Annotated in this window: 15 protein-coding genes; 5 read left to right on the top strand and 10 right to left on the bottom strand. The window is 69.9% G+C overall.

The window, feature by feature from the left end; all coding sequences use genetic code 11:
- Positions 1-28: 28 nt before the first annotated feature.
- Complete coding sequence (locus AB4Z46_RS26735) at positions 29-931, bottom strand: SDR family oxidoreductase (RefSeq protein WP_442286580.1); 903 nt, start codon at positions 929-931, stop codon at positions 29-31.
- Positions 932-1,041: 110 nt separating this feature from the next.
- On the opposite strand from AB4Z46_RS26735, the gene AB4Z46_RS26730 reads away from it, so the two are divergent.
- Positions 1,042-1,917, top strand: coding sequence for a CoA transferase (locus AB4Z46_RS26730; protein WP_442286579.1), 876 nt, complete (start codon positions 1,042-1,044; stop codon positions 1,915-1,917).
- 8 nt (positions 1,918-1,925) lie between these two features.
- Here the strand turns inward: AB4Z46_RS26730 and AB4Z46_RS26725 are convergent, their stop codons facing one another.
- The 3 genes from AB4Z46_RS26725 to AB4Z46_RS26715 all read right to left on the bottom strand — a co-directional run bounded on the left by AB4Z46_RS26725 (position 1,926) and on the right by AB4Z46_RS26715 (position 5,011).
- Positions 1,926-3,221 (bottom strand): NTP/NDP exchange transporter, encoded by a 1,296-nt coding sequence (locus AB4Z46_RS26725; RefSeq protein WP_442286578.1) that lies wholly within the window; start codon positions 3,219-3,221, stop codon positions 1,926-1,928.
- Positions 3,218-3,961, bottom strand: coding sequence for an NADPH-dependent F420 reductase (locus AB4Z46_RS26720; protein WP_442286577.1), 744 nt, complete (start codon positions 3,959-3,961; stop codon positions 3,218-3,220). Before AB4Z46_RS26720 ends, AB4Z46_RS26725 begins: the two co-directional genes overlap by 4 nt.
- Positions 3,962-4,030: 69 nt before the next feature.
- Positions 4,031-5,011, bottom strand: a complete 981-nt coding sequence (locus AB4Z46_RS26715; RefSeq protein WP_442286576.1) for a Bug family tripartite tricarboxylate transporter substrate binding protein — start codon at positions 5,009-5,011, stop codon at positions 4,031-4,033.
- A gap of 156 nt (positions 5,012-5,167) precedes the next feature.
- Between AB4Z46_RS26715 and AB4Z46_RS26710 the strand changes: the two genes are divergently transcribed.
- From AB4Z46_RS26710 to AB4Z46_RS26700, 3 genes are all read left to right on the top strand, one after another.
- The gene (locus tag AB4Z46_RS26710; protein ID WP_442286575.1) at positions 5,168-6,142 is read left to right on the top strand and encodes a LysR family transcriptional regulator; all 975 of its coding nucleotides are present in this window, start codon (positions 5,168-5,170) and stop codon (positions 6,140-6,142) included.
- Positions 6,143-6,242: 100 nt separating this feature from the next.
- Complete coding sequence (locus AB4Z46_RS26705) at positions 6,243-6,740, top strand: hypothetical protein (protein WP_442286574.1); 498 nt, start codon at positions 6,243-6,245, stop codon at positions 6,738-6,740.
- Positions 6,741-6,748: 8 nt separating this feature from the next.
- Positions 6,749-8,110: a GAF domain-containing protein gene (locus AB4Z46_RS26700; RefSeq protein ID WP_442286573.1), complete on the top strand. Its 1,362-nt coding sequence runs from the start codon at positions 6,749-6,751 to the stop codon at positions 8,108-8,110.
- Between the two features lie 8 nt (positions 8,111-8,118).
- On the opposite strand, the gene AB4Z46_RS26695 is transcribed toward AB4Z46_RS26700, so the two are convergent.
- From AB4Z46_RS26695 to AB4Z46_RS26680, 4 genes are all read right to left on the bottom strand, one after another.
- Positions 8,119-8,853 (bottom strand): hemerythrin domain-containing protein, encoded by a 735-nt coding sequence (locus AB4Z46_RS26695; RefSeq protein ID WP_442286572.1) that lies wholly within the window; start codon positions 8,851-8,853, stop codon positions 8,119-8,121.
- A 154-nt stretch (positions 8,854-9,007) separates the two neighbouring features.
- A complete protein-coding gene (locus tag AB4Z46_RS26690; RefSeq protein ID WP_442286571.1) occupies positions 9,008-9,955 on the bottom strand; it encodes a glycosyltransferase family 2 protein in 948 nt (315 codons plus the stop codon).
- A gap of 244 nt (positions 9,956-10,199) precedes the next feature.
- Positions 10,200-10,715, bottom strand: coding sequence for a DUF3016 domain-containing protein (locus AB4Z46_RS26685; RefSeq protein ID WP_442286570.1), 516 nt, complete (start codon positions 10,713-10,715; stop codon positions 10,200-10,202).
- A gap of 93 nt (positions 10,716-10,808) precedes the next feature.
- Positions 10,809-12,932 (bottom strand): esterase-like activity of phytase family protein, encoded by a 2,124-nt coding sequence (locus AB4Z46_RS26680; protein WP_442286569.1) that lies wholly within the window; start codon positions 12,930-12,932, stop codon positions 10,809-10,811.
- A gap of 104 nt (positions 12,933-13,036) precedes the next feature.
- Here AB4Z46_RS26680 and AB4Z46_RS26675 point away from each other — a divergent pair, with 104 nt between their 5' ends.
- Positions 13,037-13,483, top strand: a complete 447-nt coding sequence (locus AB4Z46_RS26675) for an ABC transporter substrate-binding protein (RefSeq protein ID WP_442286635.1) — start codon at positions 13,037-13,039, stop codon at positions 13,481-13,483.
- Here the strand turns inward: AB4Z46_RS26675 and uraD are convergent.
- A complete protein-coding gene (gene uraD, locus AB4Z46_RS26670) occupies positions 13,473-14,000 on the bottom strand; it encodes a 2-oxo-4-hydroxy-4-carboxy-5-ureidoimidazoline decarboxylase (protein WP_442286568.1) in 528 nt (175 codons plus the stop codon). The genes AB4Z46_RS26675 and uraD overlap by 11 nt on opposite strands.
- Before the next feature lie 86 nt (positions 14,001-14,086).
- On the bottom strand, positions 14,087-15,031 hold the full coding sequence (locus AB4Z46_RS26665; protein ID WP_442286567.1) for a LysR family transcriptional regulator: 945 nt from the start codon (positions 15,029-15,031) through the stop codon (positions 14,087-14,089).
- Position 15,032 lies beyond the last annotated feature (1 nt).

Here is a 15,032-nt window from a genome sequence, read left to right as displayed (position 1 = left end):
AGTGAGGGAGCGTGGGGGCCATTCCTCTTCAGCGCTGCGCCTTGTCCTTCTGGTTCTGCGCCTCGATGCGCTCGCGCGCCGCCAGCCAGTCGGCATCGCTCCATTGCCGCAGCTCGTAGAAGTTGCCGCCGGTGGCCAGCGCGTTGCCGCCGTCCATCATGATGCTCTGGCCGGTGAGCCAGTCGCACTGGCCGCGCGCCATCAGGAAGGCGGCCAGGTTCTGCAGTTCGCTCATCATTCCGGTGCGCGCCATCGGATTGCTGGCCTTGCTGCGGGCGCCGGGTTCTTCGCCGGGGTTCAGGCGCTTGCTCATGCCCTCGGTCGGGATCTCGCCCGGTCCCACGGCGTTGAGACGGATGCCGTAGCGCGCCCACTCGGTCGCCAGCGACTTGGTCATGACCTCGATGCCGGCCTTGCTCATCGCCGACGGCACCACGTAGGGGCTGCCGTTGTCGACCCAGGTGACGATGATGCTCATCACGCTGCGGTACGGATCGCCGGCCTTCCACTTGCCTTCCTTGGCCTCGGCGACCCAGCGCTTGCCCACCGCCTGGGTGACGTAGAAGCTGCCGTGGAAGACGATGTTGGCGACCGCGTCGAAGGCCCGCGGCGACAGCGCCTCGGTGGGCGAGACGAAGTTGCCGGCCGCGTTGTTGATCAGGCCGCTGAGGCCGCCGCTCTCGAACAGGCTCTGCACCATCTCGTCGACCGCCTGCGCATTGCGGATGTCGACGCCGAAGGTGTCGATGCGACGCGCCGGAAACTGGTTGCGCCACTCGGCCGCGGTCGCTTCGCAGACGGCCTGCCGGCGGCCGCAGATCGCGACGTCGGCGCCCAGGCTCAGGAAGCGCTCGGCCATCGCGCGCCCGAGGCCGGTGCCGCCGCCGGTCACGAGGATGCGCTGGCCGGCCATGAGATCGGATTGGAACATGTGGGTCTCCTTGTCTTCGGTGTGGATCGGGCTTCTGCCAGCCGCATCGTAGAGCGCTTGCCCCAACCCGGTAAGCTCCCAAGGTGACACCCTCCGAAGGACGCCCACCGATGCCGAACCCCACTTCCGCCACCTACGCGCCGCTGGCCGGCGTGCGCGTGTTGAGCCTGGCGCTCAACCTGCCCGGCCCCGCCGCCCTGCTGCGCTGCCGCGCCATGGGCGCCACCTGCCTCAAGTTCGAGCCGCCCTCGGGCGACCCGATGGGCCACTACAACCCACCGGCCTATGCCGCGCTGCACCAGGGCGTGACGGTGGAAGTGGTCGACCTCAAGGCCGAGGCCGGCCGCGAACGCCTGCACCGGGCGCTGGCCGACTGCGACGTGCTGCTGACCTCGTTCAGGCCCTCGGCGCTCGCCAAGCTCGGACTCGGCTGGGAGGCGCTGCAGGCGCGCCATCCCAGGCTGTCGCAGGTCGCGATCGTCGGCGCGCCGGGCGAGCGCGCCGAAGAGCCGGGCCACGACCTCACTTACCTGGCCGAAAGCGGGCTGGTGACCGGCACCGCGCTGCCGCCCACGCTCTACGCCGACATGGGTGGCGCGCTGCTCGCGAGCGAGGCGGTGCTGCAGGCGGCGCTGCACGCGCGGAGCTCACCGGATGCGGGCATCTATCTGGAAGTGGCGCTCAACGCCGCGGCCGACTGGCTCGCGCTGCCGCGCACCTGGGGCCTGACCACGCCCGCCGGCGCGGTTGGCGGCGCCCATGCGGGCTACCGGGTCTATCCGTGCGCCGACGGACGCGTGGCGGTGGCCGCGCTGGAGCCGCACTTCGCGGCCCGGCTCTGCGAGGCGGCCGGCCTGGCCGCCGGCGACATGCTGGCGCCCGTCACGCACGAGGCGCTGGCCGCATGGATCGCCCGGCGCACGCGCGCCGAGCTCGATGCCGTGGCGCGCGAACGCGATGTGCCGCTGCTCACGCTGGCCGGCTGATCCGGCAGCTAGGGCGAGTCTCCCTGCGCGATGGCGCCGTCGAGAGACGCACGGCGCTCCTGCGTCCGCCCCAGTGCCGCCGACAGGATGGCCCATGCGAGCACCACCGGCACCGCGCACAGCGCAATCGCGCCGATCTTGAGTCCGATCGCGTGCAGCGCGTCGTAGACCCAGCCGTAGAGGGCATCGGAGCCCCGGTAGATCACGACGTCGATCAGGTTCTTCGCCTTGTATTTTTCCTCGCGCCCGACGACGGTGAAGAACACCTGCCGCGCCGGATTGGCGATGGCGAAGTTCATCCACCGCTGGGCCACCTGGAACACGACCACCACCGCAAGGCTCGGCGTCGCCGCCAGCGCGAGAAAGCCGATGACGTAGACCGCCGGCAGGGCACCTGCCGCCGCGCCGGTGCCGAAGCGCTGCAGGAGCCGGCCCGTGGCGAATACCTGCGTGGCCAGCGTGAGAAGTCCCACGGCCAGGTCGATGCCCGCGAAGATCCGCGTCTGCGCACCCGCGCCCTGCACGGTGGCCGCCACCACGTTGGCCTGAGCCAGATAGAGCATCGTCGCGCCGAAGGACAGCAGGCTCACCCATGCGCCGACGCCGAGCAGGTACGGCGAGCGCAGCAGCCCCGACAACCCGGCAAGGGCACTGCCGCCCACGCGGGGCTCGTCGCGCCGAGGACCGCGCGGGTGTCCCCCCGCGCCCCGCTCGAGCCGATGCGCGCAGAACACCGCGATCTCGAGAAACACGATGGCCGCGAGCAGCAGGTTGTGCGGCCCCAGCGGCACCGAGAGCGCGATGGTGATCACCGGCCCCAGCAGCGCGCCGGCCGTTCCGCCCGCGCCGATGAATCCGAACAGCCGCTTGCCCTGCTCGCTCGTGAAGAGATCGGCCATGAAGGACCAGAACACCGCGACGGCGAACAGGTTGAAGACGCTGACCCAGACGAAGAACACACGCGCCACGATCACCGGCGCGATGTCCAGTGCCAGCAGCGCCCAGAACACCGCGAGGTTGGCGACGAAGAAGTGGTAGACGATCGGGATGAACCGTGCACGCGGCAGCCTCGCCACCAGCACGCCGTAGAGCGGCTGCGCGACCAGCAGCGTCACGAAGGTCGCGGTGAACAGCCACGGCAGCGCGCGCGTGCCCCCTGCGATACCCATCTGGTCGCGCAGCGGCCGCAGCACGTAGTAGCCCGCCAGCAGCGCGAAGAAATAGCCGAAGGACCACAGCGCGGCCGCCAGCTCCTGCGGCGTCGCCGGAACCGCCCGCCGCAGCCAGCGCCGGAATGGCGTCATGGCGCCAGCGATAGCTTCTGCCTGAGTTCAGCCGCGCTCACCGCCTGTCCGTAGCCTGCCGCGCCGCGCTGGAATCGCCGGGCATCGGCCAGCTTGCCGACCACCACGGGGTCGAAGCCGGCATCCCTGACCAGCCCCGCCGCGACCCTGACGGCTTCAGGATCGTCGCCCGCGATCGGTATCGCCAGCCTCGGCGCGGGCCGGTGGGCCTCGCGGGCGAAGATCGCGTAGGACATCGTGTTGAACGCACGCACCAGCCGCGCGTTCGCGAGGTACTTCTGCGATACGACGCCGATGCCCTCCTGCTCCACCTCGTCGGCCACGGCCCCATCGCGCGAGGCCACGGCGTTGCAGGCGTCGAGCAGGATCTTGCCCTGCAGCGCCGCGCCGTGGTCGCGGCCGATCTGCGGCAGCGCGCCATAGGGCACCGCGATGAAGAGCGCATCGCCGAAGGCGATCGCCTGCGCCACGGTGCCGGCGCTCGCGAGCGGGCCGAGGCTCGCGACCAGATCCTTGAGTTCGTCGGGATGGCGCGACGACAGCATCACCGGATGGCCGGCCTTGACCCACAGCCCGCCGATCGTGCCGCCGATGCGGCCCGCGCCGATGATGCCGATGCGCAGGCCGGCCGTGGCCTGCGCCAGGGCGCGGTCCGGCCGGAGCGCAGCGAGGACGGTCCATGCGCCGCCCGCCGCGAGCAGGCTGCGGCGGGTGCGAACGAAGGGTTGATGTTGCGACATCGAAACCTCCTGGAGTTGCCGGCGATCATCCGCCGCCGGCCGAACTCGCGCAAGCAGCCCGAAGCGCGCTCAGAGCTTGATGCCCGCGGCCTTCACGGTCGGCCCGAGCACGCCCACCTGCTCCTTGACCATGGCCTCGAAGCGGGAGGTGCTCTCGGGCGTGGCGACGATGCCGAGCTCGATCAGCTTTTTCTGCACCTCGGGCATCACCAGCACCTCGTTGCAGGCGGCGTGGAGCCGCGCGACCATCTCGGCCGGCAGCCGGGCCGGGCCGCTCAGTCCGAAGAAGTTCTCGAGCACCAGCTTCGGCTGGCCCAGCTCCACGATGGTCGGCACTTCCGGCATCAGCGGCGAGCGTGCACCGCCGGTCACGGCGAGCGGCACCAGCTGGCCGCTCTTGAAGAACGGCACGTAGGCGGTGATGACGTCGATGCCGACCGGGATCACGTTGGCGATCAGGTCGGTGGTCATCGGGGCGCCGCCGCGGTACGGCACGTGCACGAGGTTCGCGCCGGTGGTCTTGCGGATCAGCTCGCCGTGGATGTGGCCGATCGATCCGGGGCCGCCGGAGCCGAAGTCCAGCCGCCCTTCCTTGCGTGCCCGCGCCTCGAGTTCGGCCCACGTGCCGATGCCCGAGGGCTTGCTGGCCATGATCACCAGCGGCGCCGAGCCCAGGTAGGCGATGTGGGTGAAGGCGGCGACCGGGTCGTAGGGCTGCTTGTCGAGGGCGAACGGGCCGAGCGCGATCGGCGTGGTGTTCGACAGCATGAAGGTGTACCCATCCGGCGCGGCCGCCGCCACCTGGGCGCCTCCGATGGTGCCGCCGGCGCCTGGCTTGTTGTCCACCACCACGGCCTGGCCCAGCTTCTTGCCCAGCTGTTCGGCCATCACGCGGGCCAGGATGTCGCTCGATCCGCCGGGCGGAAAGGTCACGACGATCTTGATCGGCTTGTCCGGCCACTGGGCGAAGGCCGGCAGGCCCAGCGCGGCGACGCCGGCGGCCAGCAGCTGGAGTGCGCCGCGGCGCGTGGGGTGAGTCTGGGTGGTCATGTGGTGGTGCAGCAAAAGGAATGCCCGACTCTAGGAACGCAGCCATGGCACGCCAATCGCTAGGCAGCAATCAGCGGCATAGCAAAGCGCCGCCCCGGAGCCCGCCGGCGACTGGCGCCGGTGCCCCGAGGCACCAAAACTGTGCAGGAGACAGGCATGTCACGCACCAACGACCCCTTCGACACCTACCTGCTGCGCGTCTTCAGCATCCTGATGAACGAACGCAGCGTGTCGCGCGCGGCGACGCGCCTGAACCAGTCGCAGCCCGCGGTCAGCACCGCGCTGAAGCGCCTGCGCGAGATCTTCGACGACCCCCTCCTGATCAAGGACAAGCAGCGCATGGTGCCGACCGAGCGCGCGCTGCAGCTCGAGGCCTCGGTGCGCGTGGTGCTCGGCGAGATCGACGCCCTGCTCTCGCCCGGCGACGTCTTCGACCCGGCCACCACGCGCCAGACCTTCCGCATCGGCACCCCCGACTACCTGGCGCCGCCGCTGATGGCGGCCGTGGTGCACTACCTGCGCACCACGGCACCCGGCGCACGGATGCTGCTGCAGCCGCTCGGCCAGGACTACGACTTCGAAGCCGCGCTCGCCGAAGGCGCGCTGGACGTCGTGATCGGCAACTGGCCGCAGCCGCCCGAGCACCTGCGCACCACGCTGCTGCTGGAGGACGAGATCGTCTGCCTGGTCGACCGCGACCACCCGGGCGTCGGCGGCCTGACGGTCGCGGACTATCTGCAGGGCTCCCATGTGGTCCCGCTGCTCTACAGCGGACTGCAGCGCGGCGTGGTGGAAACCCACCTGGCGGCCCAGCGCCTGGCCCGCACGCCCACCGTGACCGTGCCCTACTTCTCGATGGCGCCGCACCTCCTGCCCGGCACCGACCTGATCTTCACGACCAGCCGGCACTTCGCCCAGCACTTCGCGGCGCTGCTGCCGCTGGCCGTGCTGCCCTCCCCGATCGCCTTCCCGCCGATGCGCTTCTACCAGCTCTGGCACGGGCGCAACCAGCATGCGGCGGCCCACATCTGGTTCCGCTCGCTGCTGTCGGCGGTGATGCGCACCGCGAGCGCCACCCGCCACCTGCGGGTCAGCACACCGGCCATGCCGCAGACCCGGCTGGCCGCCTGAGACCGGCGCGTCGGCCGGTTGGCGTAGGCCGTCCGAAAAAAGGGACGGCGGCGGGACTTTGAATCAAAATGCCGGTCTTCGTCGACCGGCCCCCGTCTCCATGTCCGCCGCCCCTCCTCGCCCGCTGCTGAGCCCCGAACACATCGCGATGATCGACAAGGGCGTCTCGGCCATCGTCGCCTCGCGCAACGCCGCGCACCGGCCCAGCCTGATGCGCGCGGTCGGCGCCGCCATCGCAGCGGACGGCAGCGAGATCACGGTCTACGTCTCGCGCAGCCAGTCGCGCCAGCTGCTGCAGGACATCGCCGCCACCGGCCACATCGCGGTGGTCTTCAGCGAACCGCTGAGCCATCGCACGGTGCAGGTGAAGGCCCGCCGCGCGGAGCTTCGGGCCGCCACCGAGGCCGACCACCCCTTGCTGCGCCGCTACCTTCGCTCGATGGAATACGAGGTCGGCTGCGTCGGCTACGACATCCCCTTCGTTCGCGCGATGCTGGCCTTCGCGCTCGACGACGTGGTGGCGATCCGCTTCAGCCCGACCGAGGCCTTCGACCAGACCCCCGGCCCGAAGGCCGGCAGCGCGCTGCCCTCGGCTTGAACGCTGCGATGAACACCCGCACCACACCCCCCTCGCTGCATGCGATCCGCGCCTGCTTCGAGGGTGCGATCCCGGCGATGATGGCCACTTGCTCGGAGGACGGCACGCCCAACGTCGCCTACATCTCGCAGGTCTACTACGTCGACGAGCGGCACGTTGCGCTGTCCTTCCAGTTCTTCAACAAGACCCGGAAGAACATCCTGGCCAATCCGCACGCCACGGTGCTGGTGATGGACGCCAGAGTCGCCACCTTCTACCGGCTCGGGCTGCGCTACCTGCGCACCGAGACCGGCGGACCGCGCTTCGAAGGCATGAAGGCGCAATTGGCGGGGATCGCCTCCCACTCGGGGATGGCGGGCGTGTTCCGCCTGCTCGGCGCCGACATCTACGAGGTCGAGGCCATCGAGCGGCTCGAAGGCGACGGCCTGCCGCCGCCGCCGCCGCGCCACGGCCTGCTGGCGGGCGTGCGCCGGTGCGCCGAACGGCTGTCCGCCTGCTGCGCGACCGACGAGCTGCTGCAGGCCGTGCTCGCTGTGCTCAACGACCAGCTCGACGTGCGCCACGCGATGGTGCTGATGCGCGACGGCGCGACCGAGCGCCTCTACACGGTGGCGAGTTGCGGCTACGCGACCTCGGGCGTCGGCTCCGAGATCGAGATCGGCCACGGCGTGATCGGCGTCGCCGCACGCGAGGGCACGCCGGTGCGCATCAGCCACATGACGAATGCGGCCAGCTACAGCCACGCGGTGCGCAGCAGCATGCGGGAGATCGAGCCCGGCCTGGTGCTCGAGACCGAGATCCCGTTTCCGGGCCTGCCCGAGCCGCACAGCCAGCTCGCGGTGCCGATCGTGTCCAGCGGCCGCCTGCTCGGCGCGCTGTTCGTCGAGAGCCCGCAGGACATGCGCTTCGGCTTCGAGGACGAGGATGCGCTGGTCGCGATCGCCGGCCACCTGGGCGCCGCGCTCGAACTGCTGCGCACCGCCGACGAGCCGGCCGCCGCGGCCGAGCCGCCCGCGCCTGTGCCGCAGGTGTCGGCCACGGGCGCGCCGGTCGCGGTGCGCCACTATCTCGCCAACAACAGCGTCTTCATCGGCGACAGCTACCTGATCAAGGGCGTGGCCGGTGCCATCTTCGGCAAGCTGCTGCGCGAGCATGCGCAGCAGGGCCGAAGCGAATTCACCAACCGCGAGCTGCGGCTCGACCCGGCGCTGCGGCTGCCCGACCTGTCGGACAACCTGGAGGCGCGGCTGGTGCTGCTGCAGCGGCGGCTGCAGGAGAACTGCCCGCACATCCGGATCGAGAAGACCGGCCGCGGCCGCTTCCAGTTGCGCGTCGGGCGGCCGGTCGCGCTGACCGAGATCGCAGGCTGAACCGGGCCTCAGCCCTGCGCCAGTCCCGGCACCGCCGGCAGGCCCAGGCTGGCGCTGAGCTTGCTCCATTCGCGCTCGCTCAGGTGCGGCCGCACCACCTCCAGCGCCGCGGCGAAGGCCGGCGCCGGCGCATGCGCGCGCATGTCGCCCAGCATCGCGGCGCGCTCGGCCGGGTTCATGAACGGCACCATCCAGCGCAGCACGAACATCATCTCCTCGGGCGGGATCGAGGCCACCAGCGCATTCTCGATCTCGATCAGCTCGGCGTCGGTGTAGCGGGCCCAGAGCACCGCGTTGTGGGCGGTCTCCTCGACATGCATGTGCTCGAAGTTGTGGGCCACGAACAGCGACAGCGCGCGGTACAGCGCCAGCGTGCCGGCGGCCCGGGCCGTCGGCGCGCATTGCAGCAGGGCCGTGGTCTCATTCGCCAGCGCGACGATGGCCTGCAGGTGCTCGTCGTGTTCGTGCGCGATCTTGCCGCTGGCGCCGGGCGCGCGGGCCTCCATGGCGGTGTGGACGAAGTCGTTCTCGTGCTGCAGGTGGGAGCGGCAGAAGTCGAGCAGCTCGAGCACCCGCTGCGTGACCTGCGCGAGTTCCAGCGCATCGTCGCAGTCCATCCGGCCGACGGCCAGCAGGGTGTCGGCCATCAGCGCGCGCAACGCCTTGTGGATGCCGGCATACAAATCGACGCGGGGCGCTGCGGCCTCCGCGACATGGCGCAGTTCGCGCTGATCGATGTTCATGGGGTCCCTCTTTTCGGTTCAGCGGCAAGCGCACCGTGCGCCTGCCTGCTGGAAAAGAAGTCTAGGAATCCACGCCCGCGCGCGCCGCTAAGAATTGCTTAAGCAATCCCTCACCAAACCTTAAATTTCGCGCGCGGCCCGGGGGCCATTTCGCTCAATTCTTGTAGCGCAGCGTCCAGCGCCAGAGCGGCCGCGGCGTCAACAGCATCAGGAGCACTTGGCCCGAGCGAAGGGAAAGCCGCTCCCGCCAGGCAACATCGGGCGACAGGAAGGATCGCCAGGCGTTCATGCGTTCGCCATCCCGTGCATAGCGCACGGCGACGACCAGCATGTATCGGTTGAAGCGCTCGCGCTTCGCCGCTTCCATTTCGGGGGGCACGCGCAGCTCGCGCGCCAGCTCGTAGGCCCGGTGAGCGTCGACGCCGCGCCCGGCGCTCGTGACGGATCCAGCCTGCACCCTGTAGCGCGACACGACCTGGGCAATGAACTGCGCCCAGCCGCCGCTGTTGGCCAGACGCACCGCAAAGGCCCAATCCCCCACGTTGCCGTCGCGCTCGCCGCGCATGCATTGCAGATAGGTCGCCCTTTCCACCAGGAAGGCATTGGAGGGAATCGACTCCGTCAGGCACCACGCCCACCCCGGGCGCGTCGCACCCGGGCCCTGCCTGCCGTACCACTGATCGCTGGCGCCGGATCGCTCGGGGTCGACCACGCCGGCCTCGTCCATGATCAGCTGCGTACCGAACCACAACTTCACGCGCGGGTCGGTCTGCTGGATACAGGCATTCGCCAGCAGGCGCAGCGCACCGGGACACAGCTGGTCATCGTTGTGCAGGAACAGCAGGTGGTCGTACATCGCGCGCGAAGCCAGGAACCATTGGTTGGGGTAGGTTCCCTTGGACGGCTCGCTCGGGAGGTACTCGATGAGATCCGCCAGGCCGCTCGCCGCGACGACAGCCTGGTTGTCCGCCCAGTACGAGCGCGGACTGTCGTCGCCGATGATGATCTCGCCGATCAATGAGCGGTCCTGCTGCGCGATGCTTGCGAGCGCTTCGCCCAATTGCTCCGGCCGGGCGTAGGCCGGAACGAGGATGGAGATCATCACGACACGGCAGATGCGGGCGCTGCTGGCATCGAATTCCCCGGTTGCGCAGGAAAAAGCAACGGCCGGTCAAAGCCAGCGGACCCACACCACTATTGCTGACCAATAGCTGACTTGAAAGCCGTTTCGCCGAATATTAGTACGAAATAGCGCAGTACTAGCAGCATGACGCACACCAACCGATCCGTAGCAACACCTCGTTACGCGTGCTGTTGGTCGGTGTCAGGGTCTTGGTGCACTGGGTTCAGTCCTGCCGAGCCTGGGCGGCGATGCGCCGGCCGAACCAGTCGTCCAGCATGGCCTTCTCGAAGCGCAGCCGGTCGCTGTCCCCATAGCGATTGACCCTCATCAGGTAGTTCAGATCGGCCACCTGTTCCTCGGCGCTGGCGATCACCCGGTCGCCGCGCGTCAGCGTGTAGTGCAGCGTGATGCGCGGCCAGGTGATGTCGCGCAGGACGCGCACATCGGCGCCGGTGCGGAAACGAAACGGCTCGAACCACCCGGCCAGATCGATGTCCAGCACCTCGATGCGCAGCGCGTCGCCCGCCGGCAGGCCGCGCTCGGCCAGCTGCCGCAGGTGCCGCTCGATGTCGCGCAGGACTTCGGCGCGCTGCCGCTCGGTGCCGTGGGGATGCGAATAGGCGGCGTCGGTGAACTGGCCCGGATCGACGAAAACGACCGACAGATCGGCGGCGGACACTGCCGCCGACGCTCCGGCGGCGAGGATCGCCGCGAGTGTGGAAAGCAAGCGTCGGGGCATGGCGTCTCCTGTCGAGGCTCGGCCCTCTTCGACACCGCGGCGCGACCCCGGGTTCCGCGCCGGCACGCTCCAGGGTCCGGGTGTCGCGTTGCGTCAGGGCGCCGGGAGCTTCAGGTCAGTCAGCTTGCGCGCAAAGCGCAGCAGCCAGAGCCGCGTCGGCCGTTCAAGGTCGCTGCCGCGCGTGATGCGTGCGCCGACGACGCCCGCCGGGCAGCCGCTCACGATCGCGCCGGCGGCATCCACGGTACAGTCCTCGATGCTGCCGGCGACCCGCTGGCCGCTGGCGTCCAGCAGCGTGGTGGCGACCCCGAAGTCGTTGTCGTTGACGAGCGCCAGCGTGTGCTCGTCCACCAGCGTCAGGCCCTCGGCCTTCTCGGCCAGCCAGCCGAGCGCGTTGAGGTCGAGCAGCTCGGTCTTCTTCAGCGTCACCACGCCCGACCAGTCGGCACCGTTCGACGCCGCCTGGGTGATGCTGCTGATCTCGAGGTTGTGGTCGAGTGCCGTGATGTCGGTCGCATCGGCCGGAATCTCGACCAGCACCAGCTTGTTGAACACCTTGGCATCGCTCTTGCGCGCGCCCTGCTCGATCACGATGAAGCGCCCATTGCCCAGGCTCACGACGTCGCCGAGCTTGGCGTTGCCGGTGCGGTCCTTGTCGTACTGGCTGCCGTCGATCGGGTAGGCGTAGAGCTTCGAGCGCTCGGTGGCCGGATCGAACTCGAGCCAGCGCGTGAACTTCGCAAGATGGCGCACATCGGTCTTCTTGCCGCCGGGCGGCAAGGCCTGGATCGACTTGCCGGCACCGTCCTTCGGATCGATCGGGCTCTGCAGGAAACCGTGCAGCCGGCCGCTGGCGACGTCGAGCGTCAGGCCTTCCATGCCGCGATTGGGACGCCGCAGCGCCAGCACCGCGGGCAGGTCCGCCGCGCCGCTGCCCGGCGCGTACTTCTTCTCGATGACCCCGCTGTCGATGTTGATGCGAACGATGAAGGGACCGTACTCGTCGCTGCTCCACAGCACCTTGCGGGCCTTGTCGAGCACCAGCGTCTCGGGGTCCAGGCCGTTGGCGTCGAAGTTCGCCTTGGCCGGATCGAAGCGGTAGGCGTCGGTCAGCGGCGTCTCGCCGGTGGCGCCCACGCCCGACTGCGGAGGCAGGCCGCTGATCTTGCGGGTGGCGTCCTGCTTCAGCGCGACGCTCGTCTGCAGCACGGCACCGCCCTTGCCGACCGTGACCAGTCCGAAACTCGGCGCGAAGGACGGCGCCGGAAACACCTTGCTGATGTTGACACCGGCGCCGCCGGGCACCGGCGCGGCCGGGCCATCGCCGTTGGGACCGCGATCGGTGATGGCGTAGAACTCCAGCGCGCCATCGGCCGCCGTGCCCTTGAAGGCCAGGCCGGAGCCGTAGGCCGGCAGGAAGCCCTTCGGAAAATCGGCGCGCGTCTTCTCGTTGGCACCTTCGTAGGGCACATTGAACTTCGCGTCGGCCTGCAACTGGTGGCGGGTCACGCTCACCGCAACCGCGCCCAGCGCGTTGCTCTGGGTCGAGGTCTCGACCACCGGGGCGCCGAGCTGCGCGGCCAGCGTGTTCTCGAAGTGCTCGCGCGCCAGGGCGCGCCAATTGGCGTCGGAGACCCGCGTGGCATAGGGGGCGGGCAACGCTGCGAGCAGCGTGTTGAACGCACTGTCGAAGGTCGCAGCCGGGGCCGCGAAGTCGAGCGCTCCGGCCTTCAATGCGACCTTGAGCGCGTCCGTGATGCGAATGCCGTTGGACGGGTCGCCGTCCTCGTCGAAGCTCTGCAAGGCGATCAGGCGGTTGACCACCGCATCGGCCCTCAGGCCCTCCGGCGTGGCCTGCTGGCCCGCCAGCGCGAGCGGCGTGAGGGTGGTGCCGCAGGCGGCGCTGCCGAGCGCCAATGCGCCGAGGCTGAAGCTCACGGTCTCTCCCGCCTTGCAGGCGAACTCGCCCTTGGCCGAGGTGACCGCCTTGGGGGCCGTGCCCGCGACATAGTCCAGGCCTTCGACCGCCGCATCGAGGAAGACGCCGGCCACGCTCTGGCCCGCTCCACCGGTGCCCGTGCTGCCGCCGGCGCCCGAGCCTCCCGTGCCGCCCGTGGGCAGCACGAAACTGCCGCCGCTGCCGCCACCGCCGCATGCGGCCACCACGAGGCCGGCACCCACCGCCGCCAGCCACGTCATCCTCGATCGCTCGTTCATTGTTGTTCCCGCAGAGTGATGCCCGCGCACCATGCGCGAGCCCCGGGCATTAGCGCGGAAGTTTGTGACGCCGCCGTGAAAGTCACGCCCCGCATAAAGTCGCGATCGACGAGTTCTCCAAGGATCGGAAGCTCGGCATGCCGATCGAGCTGGTCTCGGCCGACTCCCAGGGCAAGACCGACATCGGCGCCACCAGGGCGCGCGAGTGGTTCGACCAGGACAAGGTCGACATGATCACCGACCTCACCTACTCCAACGTCGCGCTGGCCGTGACCCGCATCGCCGACGAGAAGAAGAAGCTCGCGATGGTCACCGGTGCCGGCGCCTCCACCATCAGCGACGACCAGTGCACCGCGCACAGCGTGCACTGGATGTACGACACCTACTCGCTCGCCAACACCACCGTGCCTGCGCTCATCAAGAAGGGCATGAACAGCTGGTGCTTCATCACCGCCGACTACGCCTTCGGCAACGCACTCGAGAAGGCGATCCCGGGCGACAAGGCCTTCGCGCCGCTGGCCGATTCGAAGTGCGCGCTGGTCAGGCGCTGACCCGCGCCGCGAGGCGCAGCCCGGTGATGAAACCGATCTGGCGCAGCGCCTCGGCGAGTTCCTGCGCCGGCTCGCGCAGGGTGCGCGATTCGAACTCCGCGAAGATGCCCGCCCGCGTGTAGTGCCGCACGCAGACGATGAACGGAAAGCCATGGCGCGCCTCGTAGGCGCGGTTCAGCCGCTCCAGGTTCTGTTCTTCGGCCGCCGACAGGGCCTCCAGCCCGGCGCTCTTCTGCTCGGCGATCGAGTCCGAGGTCATCGAGCCGGCGCGCACCGCGCTGCCCGACAGGGGCGGATGGCCGCGCAGGAACTCGATCTGCCGGGCCCTGCCGCTGGCCCGGACGCCGTCCATCATGGCCTCGTGCAGCGCCCGCACCGAGCCGAAGGGGCGCGCCGCCCAGGCCGCCTCGGCGACCCAGGGGGAGTGCTCGAAGATGTCGCCCAGGGCGGCGGTGAATGCACTGCGCGCCATCGCATTGACGGCGCTCAGGTCGAGGTGGGCTTGCAGCGTGGACATGCGCCCAGTGTAGGAAGGCGGCAGGCGTGCCTGAAGACACGCGGCGCTATACGGCGCATAGCAAAGCGCTCAGGGGCTCCTCTCGCTCAGTGCAGCCGGGCGGCGGGCGGCGCCAGCGTGCGCGACGCCGCCGTGAGCACGCCGCGCAGCCAGACATGCGCTGCCGCGCGGTGCTGCGACGAATGCCACAGCTGGTAGAAGCGCATCGCCGGAAACGGGATCGGCGACGGCACGATCGCGACGTCCAGGCGCTCGGCGTGGTACTGCGCGAAGTGGCGGCTGGTGGTCATGATCAGGTCGGTGCCCGGCAGCAGGCTCGGCGCCAGGCTGAAGTACGGGCACTCCACGCGCCGGTCGCGGCCGACCCGCATCGTGTTGAGGCCCGACTCGACCACGCCGCGCTGGTCGATGGAATACGGCATCGGCACCACGTGCGCCGCCTGCAGGTAGCGCTCGACGGTCAAGGCGCCTTCGGCCGCCCAGGGATGCTCGCGCGCGAGGATGCACACCACCTCGTCCTCCAGCAGCGTCGAGATGTGCAGGTGCTCCGGCGGGCTCGGCCAGTTGCCGATCACGATGTCGACCGCGCCGTCCTGCAAGGCCAGTTCGTAGTCGAACTGCGGGCCGAGCGGCATGGCGGTCAGCCGGGCGCGCGGCGCCTCGGTGCGGAAGGCCCGCACCACGTGGGCCAGGAAGGGCGGCGCCAGATAGTCGGGCATGGCGATCGTGAAGGCCTGCTCGGTCGTCGCCGGATCGAAGCTCTCGCCCGAACTCACGAGGCCGTCGATCAGCGCCAGCGCGGCCCGCGCCTGGGCCGCCGCCGCCAGCGCGCGCGGCGTGGGCACCATGGTGTTCTTGTCGCGCACCAGAAGGGGGTCGCCGAAAATCTCTCGCAGCCGCTTGAGCGCGGCGCTGATGGCCGGCTGGGACTGGTTCATGCGGATCGCGGTGCGCGAGACGCTCTGGTCGGCCATCAGGGCGCAAAGCACCCTGAGCAGATAGGTCTCGAACGGATCATCGGCGCGCGACACG

The sequence above is a fragment of the Variovorax sp. M-6 genome (genome assembly GCF_052114385.1).
Lineage (GTDB): Bacteria > Pseudomonadota > Gammaproteobacteria > Burkholderiales > Burkholderiaceae_C > Variovorax.
The sequence above is the reverse complement of the archived record's forward strand: the minus strand, read 5'-3'. Positions and strand labels throughout refer to the sequence as shown.

Excerpts from the sequence above, each read along its gene's own strand:
- AB4Z46_RS26695 (WP_442286572.1), bottom strand. The coding sequence starts at position 8,853 with ATGAACATCGATCAGCGCGAACTGCGCCATGTCGCGGAGGCCGCAGCG.
- AB4Z46_RS26685 (WP_442286570.1), bottom strand. The coding sequence starts at position 10,715 with ATGCCCCGACGCTTGCTTTCCACACTCGCGGCGATCCTCGCCGCCGGA.
- AB4Z46_RS26680 (WP_442286569.1), bottom strand. The coding sequence starts at position 12,932 with ATGAACGAGCGATCGAGGATGACGTGGCTGGCGGCGGTGGGTGCCGGC.
- AB4Z46_RS26720 (WP_442286577.1), bottom strand. The coding sequence starts at position 3,961 with ATGTCGCAACATCAACCCTTCGTTCGCACCCGCCGCAGCCTGCTCGCG.
- AB4Z46_RS26730 (WP_442286579.1), top strand. The coding sequence starts at position 1,042 with ATGCCGAACCCCACTTCCGCCACCTACGCGCCGCTGGCCGGCGTGCGC.
- AB4Z46_RS26700 (WP_442286573.1), top strand. The coding sequence starts at position 6,749 with ATGAACACCCGCACCACACCCCCCTCGCTGCATGCGATCCGCGCCTGC.
- AB4Z46_RS26705 (WP_442286574.1), top strand. The coding sequence starts at position 6,243 with ATGTCCGCCGCCCCTCCTCGCCCGCTGCTGAGCCCCGAACACATCGCG.
- AB4Z46_RS26725 (WP_442286578.1), bottom strand. The coding sequence starts at position 3,221 with ATGACGCCATTCCGGCGCTGGCTGCGGCGGGCGGTTCCGGCGACGCCG.
- uraD (WP_442286568.1), bottom strand. The coding sequence starts at position 14,000 with ATGTCCACGCTGCAAGCCCACCTCGACCTGAGCGCCGTCAATGCGATG.
- AB4Z46_RS26690 (WP_442286571.1), bottom strand. The coding sequence starts at position 9,955 with ATGATCTCCATCCTCGTTCCGGCCTACGCCCGGCCGGAGCAATTGGGC.
- AB4Z46_RS26710 (WP_442286575.1), top strand. The coding sequence starts at position 5,168 with ATGTCACGCACCAACGACCCCTTCGACACCTACCTGCTGCGCGTCTTC.
- AB4Z46_RS26715 (WP_442286576.1), bottom strand. The coding sequence starts at position 5,011 with ATGACCACCCAGACTCACCCCACGCGCCGCGGCGCACTCCAGCTGCTG.
- AB4Z46_RS26735 (WP_442286580.1), bottom strand. The coding sequence starts at position 931 with ATGTTCCAATCCGATCTCATGGCCGGCCAGCGCATCCTCGTGACCGGC.